General features: G+C 56.2%; 24 protein-coding genes. 17 read left to right on the forward strand and 7 right to left on the reverse strand.

Going from position 1 to position 17,063, the window contains the following annotated elements; translation table 11 throughout:
• Positions 1-10 precede the first annotated feature (10 nt).
• The 15 genes from GA0061070_RS19290 (at position 11) to GA0061070_RS19360 (ending at position 9,426) form a co-directional block, all read left to right on the forward strand.
• Entirely contained in the window at positions 11-1,060 is a 1,050-nt protein-coding gene (locus GA0061070_RS19290; protein WP_079518312.1) for a phage major capsid protein, P2 family, read from the forward strand.
• Between the two features lie 48 nt (positions 1,061-1,108).
• Positions 1,109-2,017 carry a phage terminase small subunit gene (gpM, locus tag GA0061070_RS19295; RefSeq protein ID WP_090137600.1) on the forward strand — a complete coding sequence of 303 codons (909 nt, stop codon included), beginning with the start codon at positions 1,109-1,111 and terminating at the stop codon, positions 2,015-2,017.
• A gap of 102 nt (positions 2,018-2,119) precedes the next feature.
• On the forward strand, positions 2,120-2,617 hold the full coding sequence (locus GA0061070_RS19300) for a head completion/stabilization protein (protein ID WP_090137601.1): 498 nt from the start codon (positions 2,120-2,122) through the stop codon (positions 2,615-2,617).
• Complete coding sequence (locus tag GA0061070_RS19305; protein WP_090137602.1) at positions 2,617-2,817, forward strand: tail protein X; 201 nt, start codon at positions 2,617-2,619, stop codon at positions 2,815-2,817. Before GA0061070_RS19300 ends, GA0061070_RS19305 begins: the two co-directional genes overlap by 1 nt.
• Before the next feature lie 51 nt (positions 2,818-2,868).
• Entirely contained in the window at positions 2,869-3,171 is a 303-nt protein-coding gene (locus GA0061070_RS19310; RefSeq protein WP_079518316.1) for a hypothetical protein, read from the forward strand.
• Between the two features lie 5 nt (positions 3,172-3,176).
• On the forward strand, positions 3,177-3,656 hold the full coding sequence (locus GA0061070_RS19315; protein ID WP_167353600.1) for a lysozyme: 480 nt from the start codon (positions 3,177-3,179) through the stop codon (positions 3,654-3,656).
• Positions 3,653-4,216, forward strand: coding sequence for a hypothetical protein (locus GA0061070_RS19320; RefSeq protein WP_090137604.1), 564 nt, complete (start codon positions 3,653-3,655; stop codon positions 4,214-4,216). Before GA0061070_RS19315 ends, GA0061070_RS19320 begins: the two co-directional genes overlap by 4 nt.
• On the forward strand, positions 4,213-4,674 hold the full coding sequence (locus tag GA0061070_RS19325; protein WP_090137605.1) for a phage tail protein: 462 nt from the start codon (positions 4,213-4,215) through the stop codon (positions 4,672-4,674). Before GA0061070_RS19320 ends, GA0061070_RS19325 begins: the two co-directional genes overlap by 4 nt.
• Positions 4,671-5,312 carry a phage virion morphogenesis protein gene (locus GA0061070_RS19330; RefSeq protein ID WP_090137606.1) on the forward strand — a complete coding sequence of 214 codons (642 nt, stop codon included), beginning with the start codon at positions 4,671-4,673 and terminating at the stop codon, positions 5,310-5,312. The genes GA0061070_RS19325 and GA0061070_RS19330 overlap by 4 nt, the downstream gene beginning before the upstream one ends.
• The gene (locus GA0061070_RS19335; protein WP_090137607.1) at positions 5,312-5,896 is read left to right on the forward strand and encodes a phage baseplate assembly protein V; all 585 of its coding nucleotides are present in this window, start codon (positions 5,312-5,314) and stop codon (positions 5,894-5,896) included. Before GA0061070_RS19330 ends, GA0061070_RS19335 begins: the two co-directional genes overlap by 1 nt.
• The gene (locus GA0061070_RS19340; RefSeq protein WP_090137608.1) at positions 5,893-6,261 is read left to right on the forward strand and encodes a GPW/gp25 family protein; all 369 of its coding nucleotides are present in this window, start codon (positions 5,893-5,895) and stop codon (positions 6,259-6,261) included. Before GA0061070_RS19335 ends, GA0061070_RS19340 begins: the two co-directional genes overlap by 4 nt.
• Positions 6,248-7,144: a baseplate assembly protein gene (locus GA0061070_RS19345; protein WP_090137609.1), complete on the forward strand. Its 897-nt coding sequence runs from the start codon at positions 6,248-6,250 to the stop codon at positions 7,142-7,144. Before GA0061070_RS19340 ends, GA0061070_RS19345 begins: the two co-directional genes overlap by 14 nt.
• Positions 7,137-7,745: a phage tail protein I gene (locus GA0061070_RS19350; protein ID WP_090137610.1), complete on the forward strand. Its 609-nt coding sequence runs from the start codon at positions 7,137-7,139 to the stop codon at positions 7,743-7,745. Before GA0061070_RS19345 ends, GA0061070_RS19350 begins: the two co-directional genes overlap by 8 nt.
• Positions 7,742-9,007 (forward strand): phage tail protein, encoded by a 1,266-nt coding sequence (locus tag GA0061070_RS19355; RefSeq protein WP_090137611.1) that lies wholly within the window; start codon positions 7,742-7,744, stop codon positions 9,005-9,007. Before GA0061070_RS19350 ends, GA0061070_RS19355 begins: the two co-directional genes overlap by 4 nt.
• A 2-nt stretch (positions 9,008-9,009) precedes the next feature.
• A complete protein-coding gene (locus GA0061070_RS19360; protein WP_341844409.1) occupies positions 9,010-9,426 on the forward strand; it encodes a tail fiber assembly protein in 417 nt (138 codons plus the stop codon).
• A gap of 62 nt (positions 9,427-9,488) precedes the next feature.
• On the opposite strand, the gene GA0061070_RS19365 is transcribed toward GA0061070_RS19360, so the two are convergent.
• The 6 genes from GA0061070_RS19365 to GA0061070_RS19390 are packed head-to-tail and all read right to left on the reverse strand — an operon-like array spanning position 9,489 to position 15,153.
• Positions 9,489-9,977 carry a phage tail protein gene (locus tag GA0061070_RS19365; protein WP_090137613.1) on the reverse strand — a complete coding sequence of 163 codons (489 nt, stop codon included), beginning with the start codon at positions 9,975-9,977 and terminating at the stop codon, positions 9,489-9,491.
• An 11-nt stretch (positions 9,978-9,988) separates the two neighbouring features.
• Positions 9,989-12,943: a phage tail tape measure protein gene (locus tag GA0061070_RS19370; RefSeq protein ID WP_425256066.1), complete on the reverse strand. Its 2,955-nt coding sequence runs from the start codon at positions 12,941-12,943 to the stop codon at positions 9,989-9,991.
• Positions 12,933-13,136, reverse strand: coding sequence for a GpE family phage tail protein (locus GA0061070_RS25885; RefSeq protein ID WP_341844410.1), 204 nt, complete (start codon positions 13,134-13,136; stop codon positions 12,933-12,935). The genes GA0061070_RS19370 and GA0061070_RS25885 overlap by 11 nt, the downstream gene beginning before the upstream one ends.
• On the reverse strand, positions 13,100-13,399 hold the full coding sequence (locus GA0061070_RS19380) for a phage tail assembly protein (RefSeq protein WP_090137615.1): 300 nt from the start codon (positions 13,397-13,399) through the stop codon (positions 13,100-13,102). Before GA0061070_RS19380 ends, GA0061070_RS25885 begins: the two co-directional genes overlap by 37 nt.
• A 56-nt stretch (positions 13,400-13,455) precedes the next feature.
• Positions 13,456-13,971 (reverse strand): phage major tail tube protein, encoded by a 516-nt coding sequence (locus GA0061070_RS19385; protein WP_071920348.1) that lies wholly within the window; start codon positions 13,969-13,971, stop codon positions 13,456-13,458.
• Complete coding sequence (locus GA0061070_RS19390) at positions 13,972-15,153, reverse strand: phage tail sheath subtilisin-like domain-containing protein (RefSeq protein WP_090137616.1); 1,182 nt, start codon at positions 15,151-15,153, stop codon at positions 13,972-13,974.
• Positions 15,154-15,303: 150 nt separating this feature from the next.
• On the opposite strand from GA0061070_RS19390, the gene GA0061070_RS19395 reads away from it, so the two are divergent.
• Complete coding sequence (locus GA0061070_RS19395; RefSeq protein ID WP_090137617.1) at positions 15,304-16,455, forward strand: phage late control D family protein; 1,152 nt, start codon at positions 15,304-15,306, stop codon at positions 16,453-16,455.
• A gap of 48 nt (positions 16,456-16,503) precedes the next feature.
• Positions 16,504-16,752, forward strand: coding sequence for an ogr/Delta-like zinc finger family protein (locus tag GA0061070_RS19400; protein ID WP_090137618.1), 249 nt, complete (start codon positions 16,504-16,506; stop codon positions 16,750-16,752).
• Between the two features lie 77 nt (positions 16,753-16,829).
• On the opposite strand, the gene tnpA is transcribed toward GA0061070_RS19400, so the two are convergent.
• The coding region (gene tnpA, locus GA0061070_RS19405; RefSeq protein ID WP_139109796.1) for an IS200/IS605 family transposase at positions 16,830-17,063 on the reverse strand (234 nt) is incomplete at its 5' end.

A 17,063-nucleotide genomic window follows, 5' to 3' on the forward strand; every position in this document is an offset into this window, starting at 1 on the left:
AGAGAAAGAGATGAGAAATAATACCCGTCAACTGTTCGATCAGTATGTGGCACGGCAGGCGCAGCTTAACGGCGTGACAGCCGCCGCTGTCGCGGCACAGTTCAGCGTTGATCCGACTGCGCAACAGCGCCTTGAGGCCGCCGCGCAGGAAAGCGACGCCTTTCTGAAACAAATTAACGTTTTCGGCGTTGATGAGCAGATCGGCCAGAAAATCCTGATCGGCAGCAAAGGGCCGCTGGCCGGAGTGAACAACAGCACCACCACGCGCCGCAATCCGGCATCCAATGACAACATGGATCCTTACGGCTACCTCTGCCGCAAGACCAACTACGACTACGGTATCTCGTACGCGCAGCTTGATGCCTGGGCGCATCAGCCAAACTTTCAGCCGCTGATCAGCAGCGCAATGGCCCGTCAGATGTCGCTTGACCGCATCATGATCGGTTTCAACGGGACAAGCTATTCCGATCCTTCTGATCGCGCAGCGAATCCGCTGTTACAGGATTGCGGCATTGGCTGGTTGCAGAAAATCCGCAATGAAGCCCCGCATCGTCGTATCACAGGCGTGACAGTCACTTCCCGCGACCAGGACAACAAAATTGTCGCCGCCGGGACATACGGCAACCTGACGGCAGCGGTATACGACGCCAAAAACAGCCTTATGGATGAGTGGCACAAGCGCAACCCTGACAACGTGGTGATCCTGGCTGGCGACCTGCTGACGACCAGTAATTTCCCGACCATCAATGCCATGAGCCAGACCAATCCCAATACGGAAATGCTGGCGGGGCAGCTCATTGTGTCGCAGGAGCGCGTGGGGAATATGCCGACCTTCATCGCGCCCTACTTCCCCGGCAACGGCATCCTCATCACGCCGTTCAAAAACCTGTCGCTCTACTTCCAGCGCGGCTCCCTGCGCCGGACTATCAAGGAAGAGCCGGAGTACAACCGCGTCGCAACTTACCAGTCATCCAATGACGATTTCATTGTTGAAGATTATGGCGCAGTGGCGTTTATCGACGGGATCACCTTCGCCGAAGCGGCTGAGGGCGGCGCGTAACACCGGGCGGGCTGCGCTTTGCGGCCCGCTTCACTCGGGGACAGAACCATGCTGACACCGGCACAAAAACATTTTCAGAAGGTCATGGCTGAACGCCATGGCAAAACCGACGAGCAGACCGACACGGCGCGCACGGCACACGAACAAATCCTGCACCGGCTACGCATGGATCAGAGTGCATTGCGCAAAGTGCAGTCCGACCAGGCAAAAGCCGCCATGAAGCGCCAGTTACTTCCCAATTATGAGGGCTGGATCGAGGGAACACTGACAGGCGGCAGCGGACGGCAGGATGAAGTGATCACCACGCTGATGGTATGGGCGGTGGACGCGGGCGATTACGCGCTGGCCGTGCGTATCGGGCGCTATGTCGTCTCCCACAACCTGCTGATGCCAGACCGCTTTAACCGCACGCCCGCCACCGTACTGGTTGACGAAATTTGCGATCCCATCCTGGTACAGGTCAAGGCCGATGACAGCACCGATATTACGCCCTATCTGGCAGTGCTCGATGACGTCGAAGAAATCACCGCAAACAGCGATATGCCGGATGTGGTTCGCGCCAAGCTCTGCAAAGCCAGGGCGTTTGCACTGCGAAGCGGCACAGCCGAAGAGCAGGAAACCGCCCTTTCCCTGCTGCGTAAGGCGCTGACGCTTGATGCCGGGGCCGGGGTGAAAAAAGAGATCGAACGCCTGGCGCGTGTGGTTAAAAAAGCCAGCGCAACAACCGGTTCCGCCGACGGTGCGACAAATGATTCAGGTAGCACAACGGGCGACGCTGGCTCAGGTGGCGCGGAGCCAGCTTCCGCAGCAGCGGACGGCATCGCAGAACAACCTGCTACTGTCGCCGAAAAAACGACAACCCGAACCCGGCGCAACACAAGTGCAAAAGCGCGTACCGGGACGAAGTCAGGCGGACAAACCCGAAAACGAAAAGCGCCGACAGAGAAGACGAAATAACCGACTTGCGCCCCGTGCGCTGGCGGCGCGGGCGGAAATCTATAGCGCCTGGCGTTTACTTTTTTCCGTCCGCTCACCGCCACCTTTTCAGGAGACTACACGATGAGCTTTGTAGCGGGTCGCGCCGTCACACCTTCTGCGGAAGATGTGCCGGACGTCAATGATGGTGGCGAAAAAGTCACTGCCGGTTCGTTCTGGCCGGAAATCGCCCTGAGCGATGTACGCCTTGAAATGCGTATCAATGGTGCCGTGACCACCACCCGTCTCAAACATGTGGTGACGGAAGCGGTGATCCACGTATCAGAGCAGCTGGCGTCATGGCAGGGAGAACAGATTGCTGCGGGTTATGCCTCGCTGGGCGCTGTCCCGGCCATGCAGGTTGACGGGCAGAGCGTGAAGATCCACCGCTACCGCCGCGCGGTATTCAGTTGCGCCCGTGCCCTTCTGCTTGAGACTTTTCGCGATGTTGATACCACCGGCGATGCCGGTGAAAAACGCGCCGTTGCCCTCTCCACTCAGGCGCAGGATCTCTGGCGCGATGTGCGCTGGGCTATTGCGGATATTCGCGGCGCAACGCGCAATTTCACGGAGGCTTTCTGATGAAGGTCAGGGCATTACAGGGGGATACCGTGGATTTGCTGTGTCAGCGGCATTACGGCCTGACACGCGGCGTGACTGAGGCTGTGGTATCGGCCAATAAGGGCATTTCCGCCCAGCTTTTTCTGACCGCCGGTCAGGAGGTGGAATTACCCGAAGTCAGCGAACCGGCAGCCACGAAGACCGTACAGCTATGGAGCTAATTAACCGGGTATGGGACGGGTCGGCTTACGCACGTAGCGAGGCAGGAGCGCATGAAAATGAATGATTCCGGGAATATCTTCACGCAGATCTTTGCGTGGCTTGCCGCGCTGGCGGCAGCGATAGGATTTACCACACAGGATCTGGTGTACATGTTCTTTGGTGCAGCAGGGCTGATTATTTCCCTGGCCTCTTATGTCAGCGGGAGGCTGGATGCGCGTCGTCGGCGTAAGGAAGATGAAAAGCGTACGCAGATGCTAAGTGGCTACCTCAACGAGGTGAAAGATAAGCCCTCACATGAGCGCCCGGCGGCAGTGCAGGTGGCGGTCAGGGCACTGGAAAAGGTAGGTGAATAATGGCGATATCACCCGCACTGCGAAATAAGCTGGCAGGGATGACCGGCGCTGGCGCGCTGGCTATTGCCGGGACGATGCTCCCTGAGCTGGAGGGCGTCAGGTACGCACCTTACCACGATGTTGCTGGCGTGCTTACTGTCTGTTACGGGCACACAGGCAGGGACATTATTCCGGGTAAAAAATACACCGAAACCGAATGCCGTGCACTTCTGCAAAATGACCTTGTGCCTTTCGCGCAGTCTGTTGATCGCTCCGTTAAGGTGCCCGCCAGCGAGTACCAGAAAGCAGCGCTAATAACGTTCAGTTACAACGTCGGTGTTACAGCGTTTGAGCGCTCCGCGTTGTTGCGTCAGCTTAATGCCGGTAATTACAGGGCCGCCTGTGACGGGCTGCGTCAGTGGATTTACGCTGGCGGCAAAAAGTGGAAAGGGCTGATGAATCGTCGCGAAGTTGAGCGCGAGGTGTGTCTGTGGGGCCAGAAATGAACCGCATTACGATCATTGCAGGCGCAACAGCGCTGGTAATTATCGCCACGCTCGCAGTGTGGCTGGTTTCCACCAGAGCAGACCTGAGCGCAGCGGAAAGCGATAAGCGTGTGCTGGCGTCTGATAACGCACTACAGCGCGAGGCGATTGCGACTCAGGTTTTCAATATCAATCGCTTCAATCAGACCGCAGCAAATGCCGCACATGCCAGTGCACTCACCAGTGCCAGCTCGGATGAAGCCGTAATCGAATACAGGGAGATCCTCCGCCATGAAAAAACCTGTGATTTTGCTGTGCCTGTCAGTGTTGCTCGCGGGCTGCTCGGGTACGCAAACCGTTTACGTGCCAGCGCCCTCGGTGCCGCTCCCTCCGGGTCTGACACAGCCGGTGATCGCACCGCTGCCACCGGCACGCTGACCTACTGCCAGGCCGTGTTGTGGATCCAGCCACTGCTGGCGGCTGTCGAAACGGCAAATAATCAGCTGGCGGGCATTCGCGAGATAGAACAGCAGCGGGCGCAGCAGAGTACGCAAACCGGGCTTACAGGAGCAAGACCATGAAAAAAACAGAACTGCTGCGCGAGGCGCTGATTGCCGGTAATGAGTGGTGCAGAGCCAGGCCAGAGCAAATCACGGTCTGGACGGAAAAAGGCGCTATTGAAATTCAGGCAACCGGTGAAAGCTCGTTTATGTACCGCTACGAAATCAAAGTGCTGGCGATGGAATATCCCGGCCATGTCGATGATCTCATGCTCCCCCTGCTGGCCTGGGTCTGGAAGCATCAACCCGATTTGCTTCTGAACCCTGACAGCAACAGAAAAATTGAATTTGAGGCCGACATACTGAGCGATGACGCAGCCGATATCCTGTTTACGCTCCCGGTATGGGAACGCGTCATGGTCAGTAATGAGAGTGGTGTTGCCGTGGCGACACATCTGCCGGAAGACCGCCCGCGATTTTGCCATGGTGAGTGGGATTCCGTTTTCCTCGATCCGGATGCCGGTGAGGTTATGCCATGAGTAATGATGCCGCACTGTTTCAGCAGCTTGATGATGTGTTTGCCACCATTCTGGCCGGGATGGCTCCGGCGGGCCGGTTGCGCACAGCCAGAAGTATTGCCACCACCCTTCGCCGCAGTCAGAGCCAGCGCATCGGGCGGCAGGAAGCCCCGGACGGTAGCAAGTTTGAGAAGCGACGCCGACGTGTTCTGCGCTCACAGGCTGGCATCAGTTTTGTCTGGAACGGTGAAACCCGGCGCCTGAAAAACTGGCAGGCCAGCCGGGGCAGCCGTGGCCGAATGCTGACGGGGTTTGATGAAGAGCGTGGTGCAGTGCGTACTTTCTATCGGGAAGACATTGAGCGCTATCTCGATGTCAGTTTTACGGAGGTTCGCCGTGATACCACGAAGCCCGATCCGATGTTTCGCCGTCTGCGAGCGGCACGGTTTCTGAAAGCGCGTGCTGACACTGACGGTGCGACTGTTGGCTTTTCCGGAGTGGCAGCGAGGATCGCCCGCGTGCACCAGTATGGCCTGCGCGACAAGGTGAACAACAGCGGTGCGGTGGCAACCTATCCACGCCGCCAGTTGCTCGGGCTGAGCAAAGCTGACCGCATGGCAATCGCCCGCCAGGTCATTGATTCGCTGGGGGTGCAATAGTGGATGCTGCTGAATTGATCCGTCTGCTGGAAAACGTTGTCCGCACCGGCACGGTAACTGAGATCGATGTGAGCCGATGGCGCGTGCGCGTGGAAAGCGGCGGACTCACCACCACCTGGCTTCGCTGGAATGCGCAGCGCGCGGGCGCATTCAATGTATGGCTTCCCCCTGCTGTGGGTGAACAGGTCTGGCTGTTGTGCATGGGCGGAAACCCCGAAACCGCCATTATTGGCGGGAGCCTGTACAGCAACGACAACCCGGCTCCGGGTGCATCGGCAACCGAGATGGTCATGACCGCGCCGGACGGCGCACGGTTTCATTACGACGCTAGCGCCGGGGCGCTGACCGTCTCCGGAATCAAAACCGCCAGACTGGAGGCGGCTGTCAGCGTCACTCTGGATACGCCGGTTGTTGAATGTACCAGCCTGCTGAAAACCCGGACGTTCACCGTCTCGGAGGGAGGCAATCTGGAGGGGAATTTCACTCACGGCAGCGGGACGTTCACGTCAAACGGTGTGCAGGTGGACAACCATCAGCACGGCAGTGTGCAACGGGGCGGTAGCTGGACGGAGGGCACGCAATGACAGCTCGCTATACGGGTATGAACCCGGACGGGACAGGAACCCTTACGGATGCCAATCATGTCTGGCAGTCGGTAAGCGATATCCTTCGCACCCCGATTGGCTCCAGGCTGATGCGCCGTAACTATGGCTCGCTGGTTCAGGATCTTATCGATAACCCACAGAACAACGTTACCCGCATGCAGCTCATGAGCGCGATCGTCATCGCGCTGGCAACGTGGGAGCCACGAATAGCGCTGAGCACCGTGGACGTGGCTTTCTCTGCGGGCGGCGCGGTAACAGTGAATATGTCAGGCATGCTGACGGAAACCATGGAACAGCAGGCCACCACCATAACACTCAGGGGCAACAGTAATGGCAACGGTTGATTTATCGCAGCTGCCGCAGCCGCAAATTATCGAAACGCTGGATTTCGAGGGGATTTTGCTGGATGTAAAAGCCGTCATTATCGCCGCGTTCCCGGTAGATCAGCAGTCTGCAATAACCGCTGCGCTGGGATTCGAATCTGAGCCACTGAATGTCATTGCGCAGGTCGTGGCATACCGGGAGATGATGTTACGCCAGCAGATAAACGAGGGGGCTGCCGCCTGTATGCTGAGTCACGCCGCGTCCACTGATCTGGATAATCTGGCCGCCAACCTCAACACCACCAGGCTTGAAATCACACCGGAGACAGACACGAGCGATGCCGTAATGGAAAGTGATACGGCCCTGCGCCTGCGCGCGCAAACCGCGTTTGAAGGTCTGAGCGTGGCAGGGCCAACCGGTGCTTACGAGTACTACGCCCGAAGCGCCAGCGGCAAAGTGGCAGACGCAAAAGCAGTCAGCCCCTCTCCTGCCGTGGTGGTGGTGTCGGTGTTATCAACCGAAGGTGATGGCACGGCTTCACCGGAGTTGCTGGCTGTCGTGAATGCGGCACTGTCCGCAGAAGACCGGCGCCCGGTGGGTGATCGTCTCACGGTGCAAAGTGCAGAGATCGTCACCTATGAGATTGATGCCACGCTTTATCTCTATCCGGGGCCGGAATCCGAACCCATTCTGACAGCTGCGCAGGACTCACTGACGGCATGGCTGGCAGCCCAGGGGAAAATCGGGCGGGATGTTGCCCGCAGCGCGGTGATGGCGGCGTTACATGTTCAGGGTGTACAGCGCGTTGAGCTGACAACCCCTGCCACAGATATCGTGATCGATGACACGCAATCAGCGGTGTGCGTTAACGTCACTGTCAGCCAGGGAGGCACCAATGAGTAACAGCCTGTTGCCACCCACCGCCAGTCAGTTTTTGCGCCGCACCGAAACCGCCACGGCAAGGATTAACACTATCCCCGTTGAACTTCACAAGCTGTGGGATCCGGATGAGTGCCCTGTGATATTTCTGCCCTACCTCGCCTGGGCGTTGTCAGTTGATCGCTGGGACAAAAACTGGTCGGAACAGACAAAGCGGGCCGTCATCAGAGCCGCCTTTATGGTTCACCGCCAGAAAGGAACCATCCACGCGCTGCGCCGGGTCGTTGAGCCGTTCGGCTTTCTGATTCGGGTAAGTGAATGGTGGCAGACCGGCGAAGAGCCAGGCACTTTCCGGCTGGATATCGGTGTGCAGGAACAGGGCATCACTGAGGAAACGTATCAGGAGCTTGAGCGGCTGATTCAGGATGCGAAGCCGCTGAGCAGGCACCTGATCGGACTGTCGATCCAGCTCCAGAGCGCCGGTGAATTATATGTTGGTGCAGCCACGTTTGATGGCGCAGCGGTGACGGTTTATCCCTACCTGCCAGAAGAGATCGCCGTTGGCGGTGATTACTACCCGGCTTCGGCCATACATTTGATAGAGAACACGAGAGTTAACGCATGACAGCAAAATATTTTGCCATTCTGACCAATCAGGGCGCCGCGCGGCTGGCGAATGCGGCGGCACTCGGTACGACACTCAATATCACGCAGATGGCGGTTGGCGACGCCAATGGGGTACTCCCCACCCCTGACCCGGCGCAGACTGCGCTGATTAACCAGAAACGCATTGCAGCACTGAATATGCTGTCGATTGACCCCAACAACAGCAGCCAGATTATTGCTGAGCAGGTGATACCGGAAAACGAGGGCGGATACTGGATCCGTGAAATCGGCCTTTATGATGACAGTGGCGTGCTGGTTGCCGTGGCAAACTGCCCGGAAACCTATAAACCGCTGTTGCAGGAAGGTAGCGGGCGCACGCAGACCATTCGCATGGTGCTGATCGTGTCATCCACATCAGCCGTCACGCTGAAGATTGATCCTGCCGTGGTGCTGGCAACACGGCAATACGTCGATAACAAAGTGATCGAGGTAAAAGCTTATGCAGATAACCTGCTGAGCCAGCATATTGCAGCCAGCAACCCGCACACCCAATATGCGCCGATTGCCAGCCCGACCTTTACCGGAACCCCGGTAGCACCAACGCAAGTCAAAGCGGATAACAGCACAAAGCTGGCAACCACAGCACATGTCAAATCAGTTGTTGCCGATTACGCGCCACTGGCAAGCCCGGCAATGACAGGTGTTCCGACAGCGCCCACAGCAGCGCAATCAGTCAATAACACGCAGCTTGCCACCACGGCATTTGTTAAAGCTGCAATTGCCGCACTGGTAGCTTCATCTCCGGCAACACTTGACACCCTCAATGAGCTGGCCGCCGCTCTTGGTAACGATCCAAACTTTGCCACCACCATGACAAATGCGCTGGCGGGGAAGCAACCACTTGATAACACCCTCACGGCGTTATCCGGAAAATCTGTCGCGGCTCTTCTCGAATACCTTGGTCTATCAGATATCGCGACTGCCGGGGTAGCAATGGGTTCTCTGGGGGGGCAGTCCAGTAATGGATACTGGAAGTTTCCGGGGGTGATTAATGGCGTACGGCAGACGCTAATTGTGCAGTGGTATACAGCCTCAGCAACACAGGCTGGTGCTATTACTGTGAATTTTCCGATTCCATTTCCAAACGCATTTCTGGCTGATGCAAATATGGCTGGCGGTAGCGGAACGGCGCTGGTGAATGGTGGAACTGTTTCTAAAACGAGCCGCCAGCTCTACTGCAATGTTGCAATGAGCGTGGCCGTTATTACCGTAGGGTACTGATTATGTATTTATTCTCAAAAACAACATTGGGTTTTTATCCGGAGTGGGAGAAACAATCCTATATTAATGCTGGATCTCTGCCGGATGACGTCATTGAAGTTGAAGACGAGGTTAGGGACATATACAACGCTAAACCGCCAGCAGGGAAGGTTCTTTCTGCTGACGATAAAGGTATGCCGGTTTGGGCTGATAAGCCTCAGGCTGAGCTTGTATCTGATGCTGAGTGGCTGCGCTCCATAAAAACAGATGAAGCAAATGCATACATAAACAGTAAGCAATGGCCGGGAAAGGCAGCACTCGGACGCCTGAAAGGTAACGACCTCACACAATACGGACTGTGGCTGGACTATCTTGATGCGCTTGAAGCCGTCGATATTTCGACGGCTCCGGAAGTGAACTGGCCGGTTAATCCGGAGTAACGGGCCATGTAATATTAGGTGCCGTTGATGTATCAACCCGTATCAACAGCACAGGACGATTACTAAAACAGGCTCTTGAGTGAATTGCTGACCTGATTTATCGCGTTATTTGCGCTGGTTTTTAACTCGGCCAGCGCATCACTGACAGATGCGCTCTGCAATTTCTCCCTGAAATCGGTATCGACACGGCTAAGGCTGAGGGTAAACTCGATTTTTCTGGGATTGCCGTACTGGTCAAACTCAGATTTACCCCGCTCCAGGCGCGTCAGTACATACATCCCGTAAATTCTCCCCTCCCCCTCGATCAGCGGCCATGGCCGACCGGCAAAGCCAATCGTTTCAAGTGCTGAAAGGGACAGATTACCGCCGGTTATTTCCGGGTAAAGCACGCCCTCCAGCGTCACGGTATCGTCGCCCGCGCCGATGTATTGCCAGCTGGCAGACTGATTGACCCTTTCATTTTTAACGTGCCGCCACTCCTGCGAGTGGCGCAACTGCTGATAGGGCGTGGTACGCAGCATAAAAACGAACATCCCAAAGACCATCATCATAAAAACGCTCCTTAATCGCGGTCGCGGAACGAACCGCGGTTAGCTCTGTTGGTGGTGGCCAGCGCATCCCGGACGGCATCGCGCACCATTTTTTCAAGCTCCGGCACGGACTTACTACCCACATCGTTGAAATTGATCTGAAACACCGGTGCAGCGGAAGGTGCAGCAACCGGCGCTGCAACTGCCCCTTGCGTGGCAGCCGGAACGGACAGCACCCCGCCAGCCGCTGACGCAGCAACACCCGGCACAGGCTGAGGAATTACCCGCGCCTCCTGGTATGCACCGCGTAATGCCAGCGCCTGTGGCAAATTTTTGAAAACGATATCGCCAGGGCCGATCTTCTTCGTGTTATCCGCCGTGGTTTTGGTGTTATCTGATATTTCCTTGAGACGCCGCGCCGTTCCGGATTCAGGAATGACGGGCGGCGTGGTCATCGGCAGAGGCGTTTTCGCCGGGGCATCGGGAGACCAGTTCCAGCTTTTGGGAACCATCTTTTTCTGCCGGGGATCCCATTCGTACATAACCGGCGCTTTAGGGGTCAGGCTCTCCGCTTTTCGCTTCGCTTCATCAAGCCCTGCAGGGATCAGCCCCAGCTTTTGCAGAACCCACCCTACCCCCTCCATCAAAAGGGTCAGCGGCGTCAGGAGCGCCTGCAACGCGAAACCAAAAACCCTACCAAACGTCTCACCGGCACTGGTGCACTGATCCAGGGTTTCCTTACTGGTCTGCATCGGCGACAGCAGTTTTTGAAACCATCCCCACACGGTCTGAATGCCGTCTGCAATCAGGGTAAAGACTGGCGACAGAGCGGAAAAAGCATCGCGCAGCGGTGTCAGCGCCTGCCAGACGCCACTAAAAAAACCAAGAAAATAAGCTTTAATCGGCTCCCAGAACCGCCAGATAAGTAACCCTGCTGCCACAAATGCCGCACCAATCAACCCTATCGGACTGAGCAAAAATGAAAGCACACCGCCAAGGGCTGATACCGCCGTGGTGATCAGCCCCCATATGGCAGGCAGCCCGGTCAGGCGTAATGCCAGACCGCCGATACCTTTCACCAGTGAGCCAACTGCCGCGCCAGGCGAAAGGAATGCTGTGAGCAGCCCGCTGCGCAACGCCGGTAAAAAACCGGTTACGCCACCGATATTTTTAGAAAATGAACCGAGTAGCGCACCCCAGCCGCTCATTCTGCCAAGCACCGGGCCGCCAACGGTTCCCAGCGTGCGAAGCGCGGCAACTGTGCCTGATATCCCCTTCCCTCCGGTCAGGAGGGTAAAGCCCAGCCGCAACTTTGCCAGCGGGCCAATCAGTATGCCTGTGACAATCGATACCGTACCCAGCGCCGCCGTTAATGCCAGCGCGCCAGCCCCAACGATTAACAGCGTCTTTGCCAGCTCGGGGTTTGCCTTGACCAGCCCGGCCACACGTGTGATTGTCTCATCCAGCCACTGAATCAGACTGCGCAACGGGCCATTCACCGTATCGGATATTTCGGTCTGTAGCCCCTCCCATGCGCTGCTGAGGTTGGACAAATCGCCGCCAAGGTTATCCGACATTTTTTTAGCCACGCCCGCCGATTCGCCCTGTGCTTTTTTCAGTTCTGCGATGAGCTTCTGAAGATCACCACTGCCGGCGGATTTAACCAGCGACTGCAATCCGACAAAGGCTTCCTCTCCGGCGATATCCTTGAAGAAACTCACCTGGTCAGTGGAGCCATATTTTTTGGTTGCCTTGTACAAATCGGCGAGGATACTTTCAACGGGCCGCATCTTGCCGGTGCTGTCAGCGACAGATACACCCAGCTCTTTCAGCGCTTTGGATGCTGCGCCAGTCGGTGCTGCAAGCCGACTCAATGACGCGCGCATTGCAGTGCCCGCGTCGCTGCCACGTAGACCGCCTTTCGCCAGCATACCCGCCATTCCGGCCGCTTCTTCCAGACTGATACCAAGGCTGGCGGCCACCGGGCCGGTATACTTCATTGTTTCGCCGAGATCGCGCAGGTTGGTACTCGTTCGGGTGAATGTTCCGGCCAGCACATCACCCACTCGCCCCATATCACCGGCCTGTAGACGGAACTGGTTGAGGATGCTGGCACCAATATCCGCCGTTTCCCCAAGGGAAATATCGCCACTCAGTGCCCCGCCTGCGATGGCGGTATCAAGCACGCCGGGAAGCGCTGCCTTGATCGCCTCCGGCGTGAATCCGGCCATGGCGAGAAAGGCCTGGCCCTGCGCGGCGTCACTGCTGGAAAATGCAGTGTCTGCACCAAGCTGTTTGGCCTGATCGCGCAACCCCTTAAACCGGGGATCGGTTTTATCCATCCGTGTCAGCGCCATTACGCGCGACATATCGGTATCAAAACCAATCGGCGTTGATAAAAAGCGCCCTGCACCATAGCCCGCAGCGGCAGCACCGAGGGCCATGCCCGTCCCTGCGCCCCGTAATTTGTCGCCGGTTTCTTTTGCCCGTGCATATTGAGCCTGGGCTTTTGTAATCGCGGCCAGTTGCTGGCGTTCCCGCTCCAGCGCCTGCGTGTATTGCTCAGTTCTGCGCAGGGCGCTTTGCACCGCGCCGCTTCCGGCAGTCAGGTTAACGCCGTGCTGACGGATAGCCTGTGATGCTTCGCGTAGCCGGGTGGTTTGCAGACTGTAGGTCTGGTTAAGGCGTGAGATCTTTCCGCGCAGCGTTTCAAGGTGTGCCGCCTGGGCCTCAGTAAGCTGGCCCCCTTCCCGCTGTTTCTGGTTGAGGCCATCGAAAGCCCGTTGTGTGCGGCTGAGTTTTTGCGCGGTGTCGTTGGCCTGGGCGCGCAGCTTGTCAAACGCTGACGTTTGTTTGTCGAGCTGTTTAGCCGCGTCCTGTGTTTTTTTAAGTGATTCGGCAAGGCCGCCAACAGCTTTGCTGGCGGCACTGGTCGGGCGGGTGAGTTTATCGATCGCACTGAACGCGACGCGGATATTAAGATCCATCGGCTTCATCCTCATGGTTGCCGCTACGGATGGCGGCCTGCTGCCGCCATGCCATCAGTTCGCGCGGCTCCATGTCATACATGACAGAGGGCGGCCAGTGGAAAATTACAGCGATATCGGCAATCAGATCCTCTACGCTGTTGAAGAGAGCTTCCCTTATTCGTTCGCCGTCACCGCCGCGCCCGGTACTGATGGCGCCGCTTTCGTCAAAAAAGGCGTGATTTCTTCGGCAAGTGCCACGTAATCCTGCGTATCCATTGCGGCAATATCCGCCGTGGTCAGCGCTGGCGAGGTAACGCGGGAAAGCAGTGTTGAGGTGGATTCAAAATCGAAATTGAGCACGTCAACGAGGCGCAGGCCACGAAGTGAGCCAGCCTGTTTGATCGTCTCAGTGATGGTCACAACGGTGATTTCATCGTTACCGCGTTTGATGGGTTTCGTCAGTGTTACAGCCATGGGTAAATCTCCTGGGTGGCAACCTGTGCCACCGTTAAAGGGTTAAGTGAAAGCAGTCAGCTATTCAGGCCAAGCGCGGAAGAAATACGATCCGGGTAGAGATTTTCCCCGTTGCGCTTGTAGATAAAGTTCAGCAGGTCAATTTCCAGCAGCGGCTTATCATCAACTGACAGCTTGTAATAAGTGTTTTTGATGGCGTAGGTGTGGTTAGTGTCATCACCCTGCTTTGCATCACCGGGATCAATCTCAGTAATACGCCCGCGCATTTCCACTTCCATCAGGGAACTGGTTCCGCCACTGTAAATCTCGCCAGCAAAACGCAGGCGCAGTTCGTCAATGTCACCACCGTATTTCAGGAGCAACTCTTCAACCACGCCGCCAACAACCATTGAGGCATCCAGCGCGCCGGAATCGATACCCAGATCCACGGCAACCGCCCCGAGCATACCGGCCCCCTGAAAATCTTCAGTTTTGCGGGTAAGCTTCGGTAACGTCACGCTGGGAATTTTCCCGATGTAGTTCACGCCATTGACGAACAGCGTGAACAAGCGAATTTTTTTAGGGATCGCCATTTACGCACCTCCGAGGGAAGAAAATGCCGCTTCGTAATACTGATCGGTGAACGTCTGAATCATCGTCAGATCTTCCAGCGGTGGCACCGGGCTGTAGTTGTAGCGCACGACAGCTTTACCCTGCCGGATGCCGGTCGTCGGGTTATCAACGATATCGAACCAGCAGGATGCACCAATCAGCTTGCCCTCAGTGACCAGCGCCTGAAGCTTGCTGTTAATCCCACTCACCACGTCTTTGACGTTTGCAGGCGTCAGTGGCGTGTCAACGGTCGTGAATTGCGCTTCAGCGATGCTGTCCGCCAGAATCTGGGCTGTGCGGGTATAGACCTCAAAAATGTATTCATCCGTATCCGTGGTGCGGTTGCCCCAGAAACGGAATCCGTCACGCTTGATAAGCGTGGTGATCTCATTGGCATTCAGCTCGTTGGCGTCCGAGTCTTCCGCCTGAAGCGCCCAGAAAACATCTTTGGCAATCCCGAGCACATTCCTGACAGCAACGTTGGATAACGACTTGTGCCAGCCCTGTTCATTATCGATCAGCGCGCGAAGTCCTAACGCGTAGGCGACGGCGGGAAACTCTTCATTCACGCCGGTCTGTGAGTTGTAGGCGATGAAGTTGGGCCAGATAAGCATGCCCTCGCGCTCAGCGAACTGTTCGCGGTAGGCTTTCGCTTCGGCGATAGTCTCGCAGCCATCGCAATAGCTGTAAGAGAATGCACGTAACTGTTTCGCGATCACGCGCAGCTGCGCCGTGACTTCCTGGGTGTCATAGCCAGGCACACCGAGAATGCGCGGACGATAGCCGGTTTTCTGTTCGGCAGTCAGAAGGGCAAACATCCCGGTATAACTGCCGTCAGCCTGCGTACCACCGATGATGAGCTGGGATTGCGTTGGCTCATTCTCCCCTGCTTTCGCCTCCGCGACGCGCACCACAATCACGCGGGTGCTCACCTGGTCGGAAATGGCTTTCAGGGATTTGTAGAGGGAGCCTGTTTTACCTGCACTCCCCAGGGCTGTGATAACACGCGTCAGCAGCACTGGCGTGTTGAGCGGAAAGGTTTCGGGGTCGGCGTCATCCGCAACAGCGACAAGCCCAATGACCGTGGAATCAATGTCATTGATCGCTGTCTGGAGGTCGGTTTCCTCCTTAACACGCGCCCCGTGGAAAAAGTTGTCGGTCATGCTGTACCGCCATTATGTTGTGAGTTCGGGGCTATATTCCACAAAATGAGCATGCCCGACACGCACTGCCGGGTGTCTGATGTTTGCGACAACAAACGACAGTTTTCTGCTTCGCGCGCGCATGAAACTATCAGCGCCGGAGGAGTTCATATGGCACTGTCAGCAGACGCAATCAGTAAAACCAAAGCACAACTGGATAAGAGCACACAGACATTTCAGGATTTTCAGGATGAGCTGTCACCGGTTCCGGCGTTCCGGATCATGCTTGGCGGCAAAGCACTGACCATACTGGATGACCGGCTTATTTCACTGGAACTGACCGACAACCGGGGATTTGAAGCCGACGAACTGACGATCACTATTGCTGACAGTGACGGCCAGTTACAGTTGCCGCCGCGCGGGGCTGAGCTGTCGGTGTCCATCGGCTGGCGGGGTGAACCGCTGGTCTATAAAGGGATTTATACCCTGGATGAAGTGGCGCATTCCGGGCCGCCTGACCGCCTGGAGCTGACGGCACGCAGCGCTGATTTCAGGGATGAATTCAACACCAAGCGCGAAGTGTCCTGGCATGATGTTAAGGTTGAACGCGTTATATCAGCCATCGCCCACCGGTATAAACTGACGCCGGTTATTTCTGAGCAGCTCATCAACATTGAGATCGATCACGCCGACCAGACACAGGAAAGTGATATGTCTTTCCTGACGAGAATGGCGGAAATGCTGGGCGCCATTGCCACAATCAAAAATGGCAGTCTGTTGTTTATTCTTCCGGGCGGAGGCGTCAGCGCCAGCGGTAAACCGCTGCCGGAATTCTCAATCACCCGTTCAAGTGGTGATCGCCATTCATTTCGTATTGCCGATCGTGATGCCTATACCGGCGTAAGGGCGTACTGGCTGGATCTGGAATTCGGCAAAAAGAAAAAAGTAACGGTCAAAAGCCGCAAACCGAAAAAGAAAAAACCACCACGCAGCAGCGCCAGAGACGGGGATTATCTGGAGGGTGAAGACGGTAACGTTTATGTATTACGCAAAACATACATCAGTGAAACAGCGGCAAAGCGCGCTGCTGCTGCCAAATGGCAACAGCTCAAACGGGGTGCTGCGGAATTTACGTTAACACTGGCGCGGGGCCGCGCCGATCTCTACCCGGAAATGCACGGAACCGTTACGGGGTTTAAATCCGATATTGATTCTCAGGACTGGATTATTGCCCGTGCTGCACATTCAATTGATGACAGCGGATTTAAAACCCGCCTGGAGCTGGAAGCCAAAATACCGGAATGGATTGCAGAGACAGAATAAACGAAGCCATAATAACAGCGAGTTCAACTCCCGCCATGGGAGGCCATCATGTTTGTTTGCCCCATTTGTGGTGCTGTCGCTCGCACACGCACCAGTCGCCGTCTCAGCGAGATGACGATCCGCCAGTATCATCAGTGCCAAAACTTTGAATGCAGCATCACATTTACCACGCTTAACAGCGTGGAAAAACTGGTAACGAAGCGCGGCAATAATGAATCATTACCGCCTGATTTTATCCCGCAGGATGCCTTTCCGGCATCGCATTACGGAAGAGATCAGCTCAATCTGGCGTTGTAAAAAACCACCTGCATAGCAGGTGGCATTGATTGCGCCCCAGAGGGGCGTACTTAGCTCTGACTCTGAGAGCCTTCGCTTCACATCTCTTTTAGCTGAAGCTGGCTCTCTTCTTGTTCGTGTTTTTCCTGATATTTCACATACCTTCTTATCATCTCTTCATTGATACCTACGGTATCCACGCAATACCCTCGCGCCCAGAAATGATTTCCCCACAATTTGCTCTTCCTCAGGTACGGAAATTTGCTGAACAATCTCAGCGCTGTCTTTCCTTTCAAATGACCTATTACGTGTGATATCGATAATTTCGGGGG

It is taken from the genome of Kosakonia oryziphila (genome assembly GCF_900094795.1).
GTDB lineage: Bacteria > Pseudomonadota > Gammaproteobacteria > Enterobacterales > Enterobacteriaceae > Kosakonia > Kosakonia oryziphila.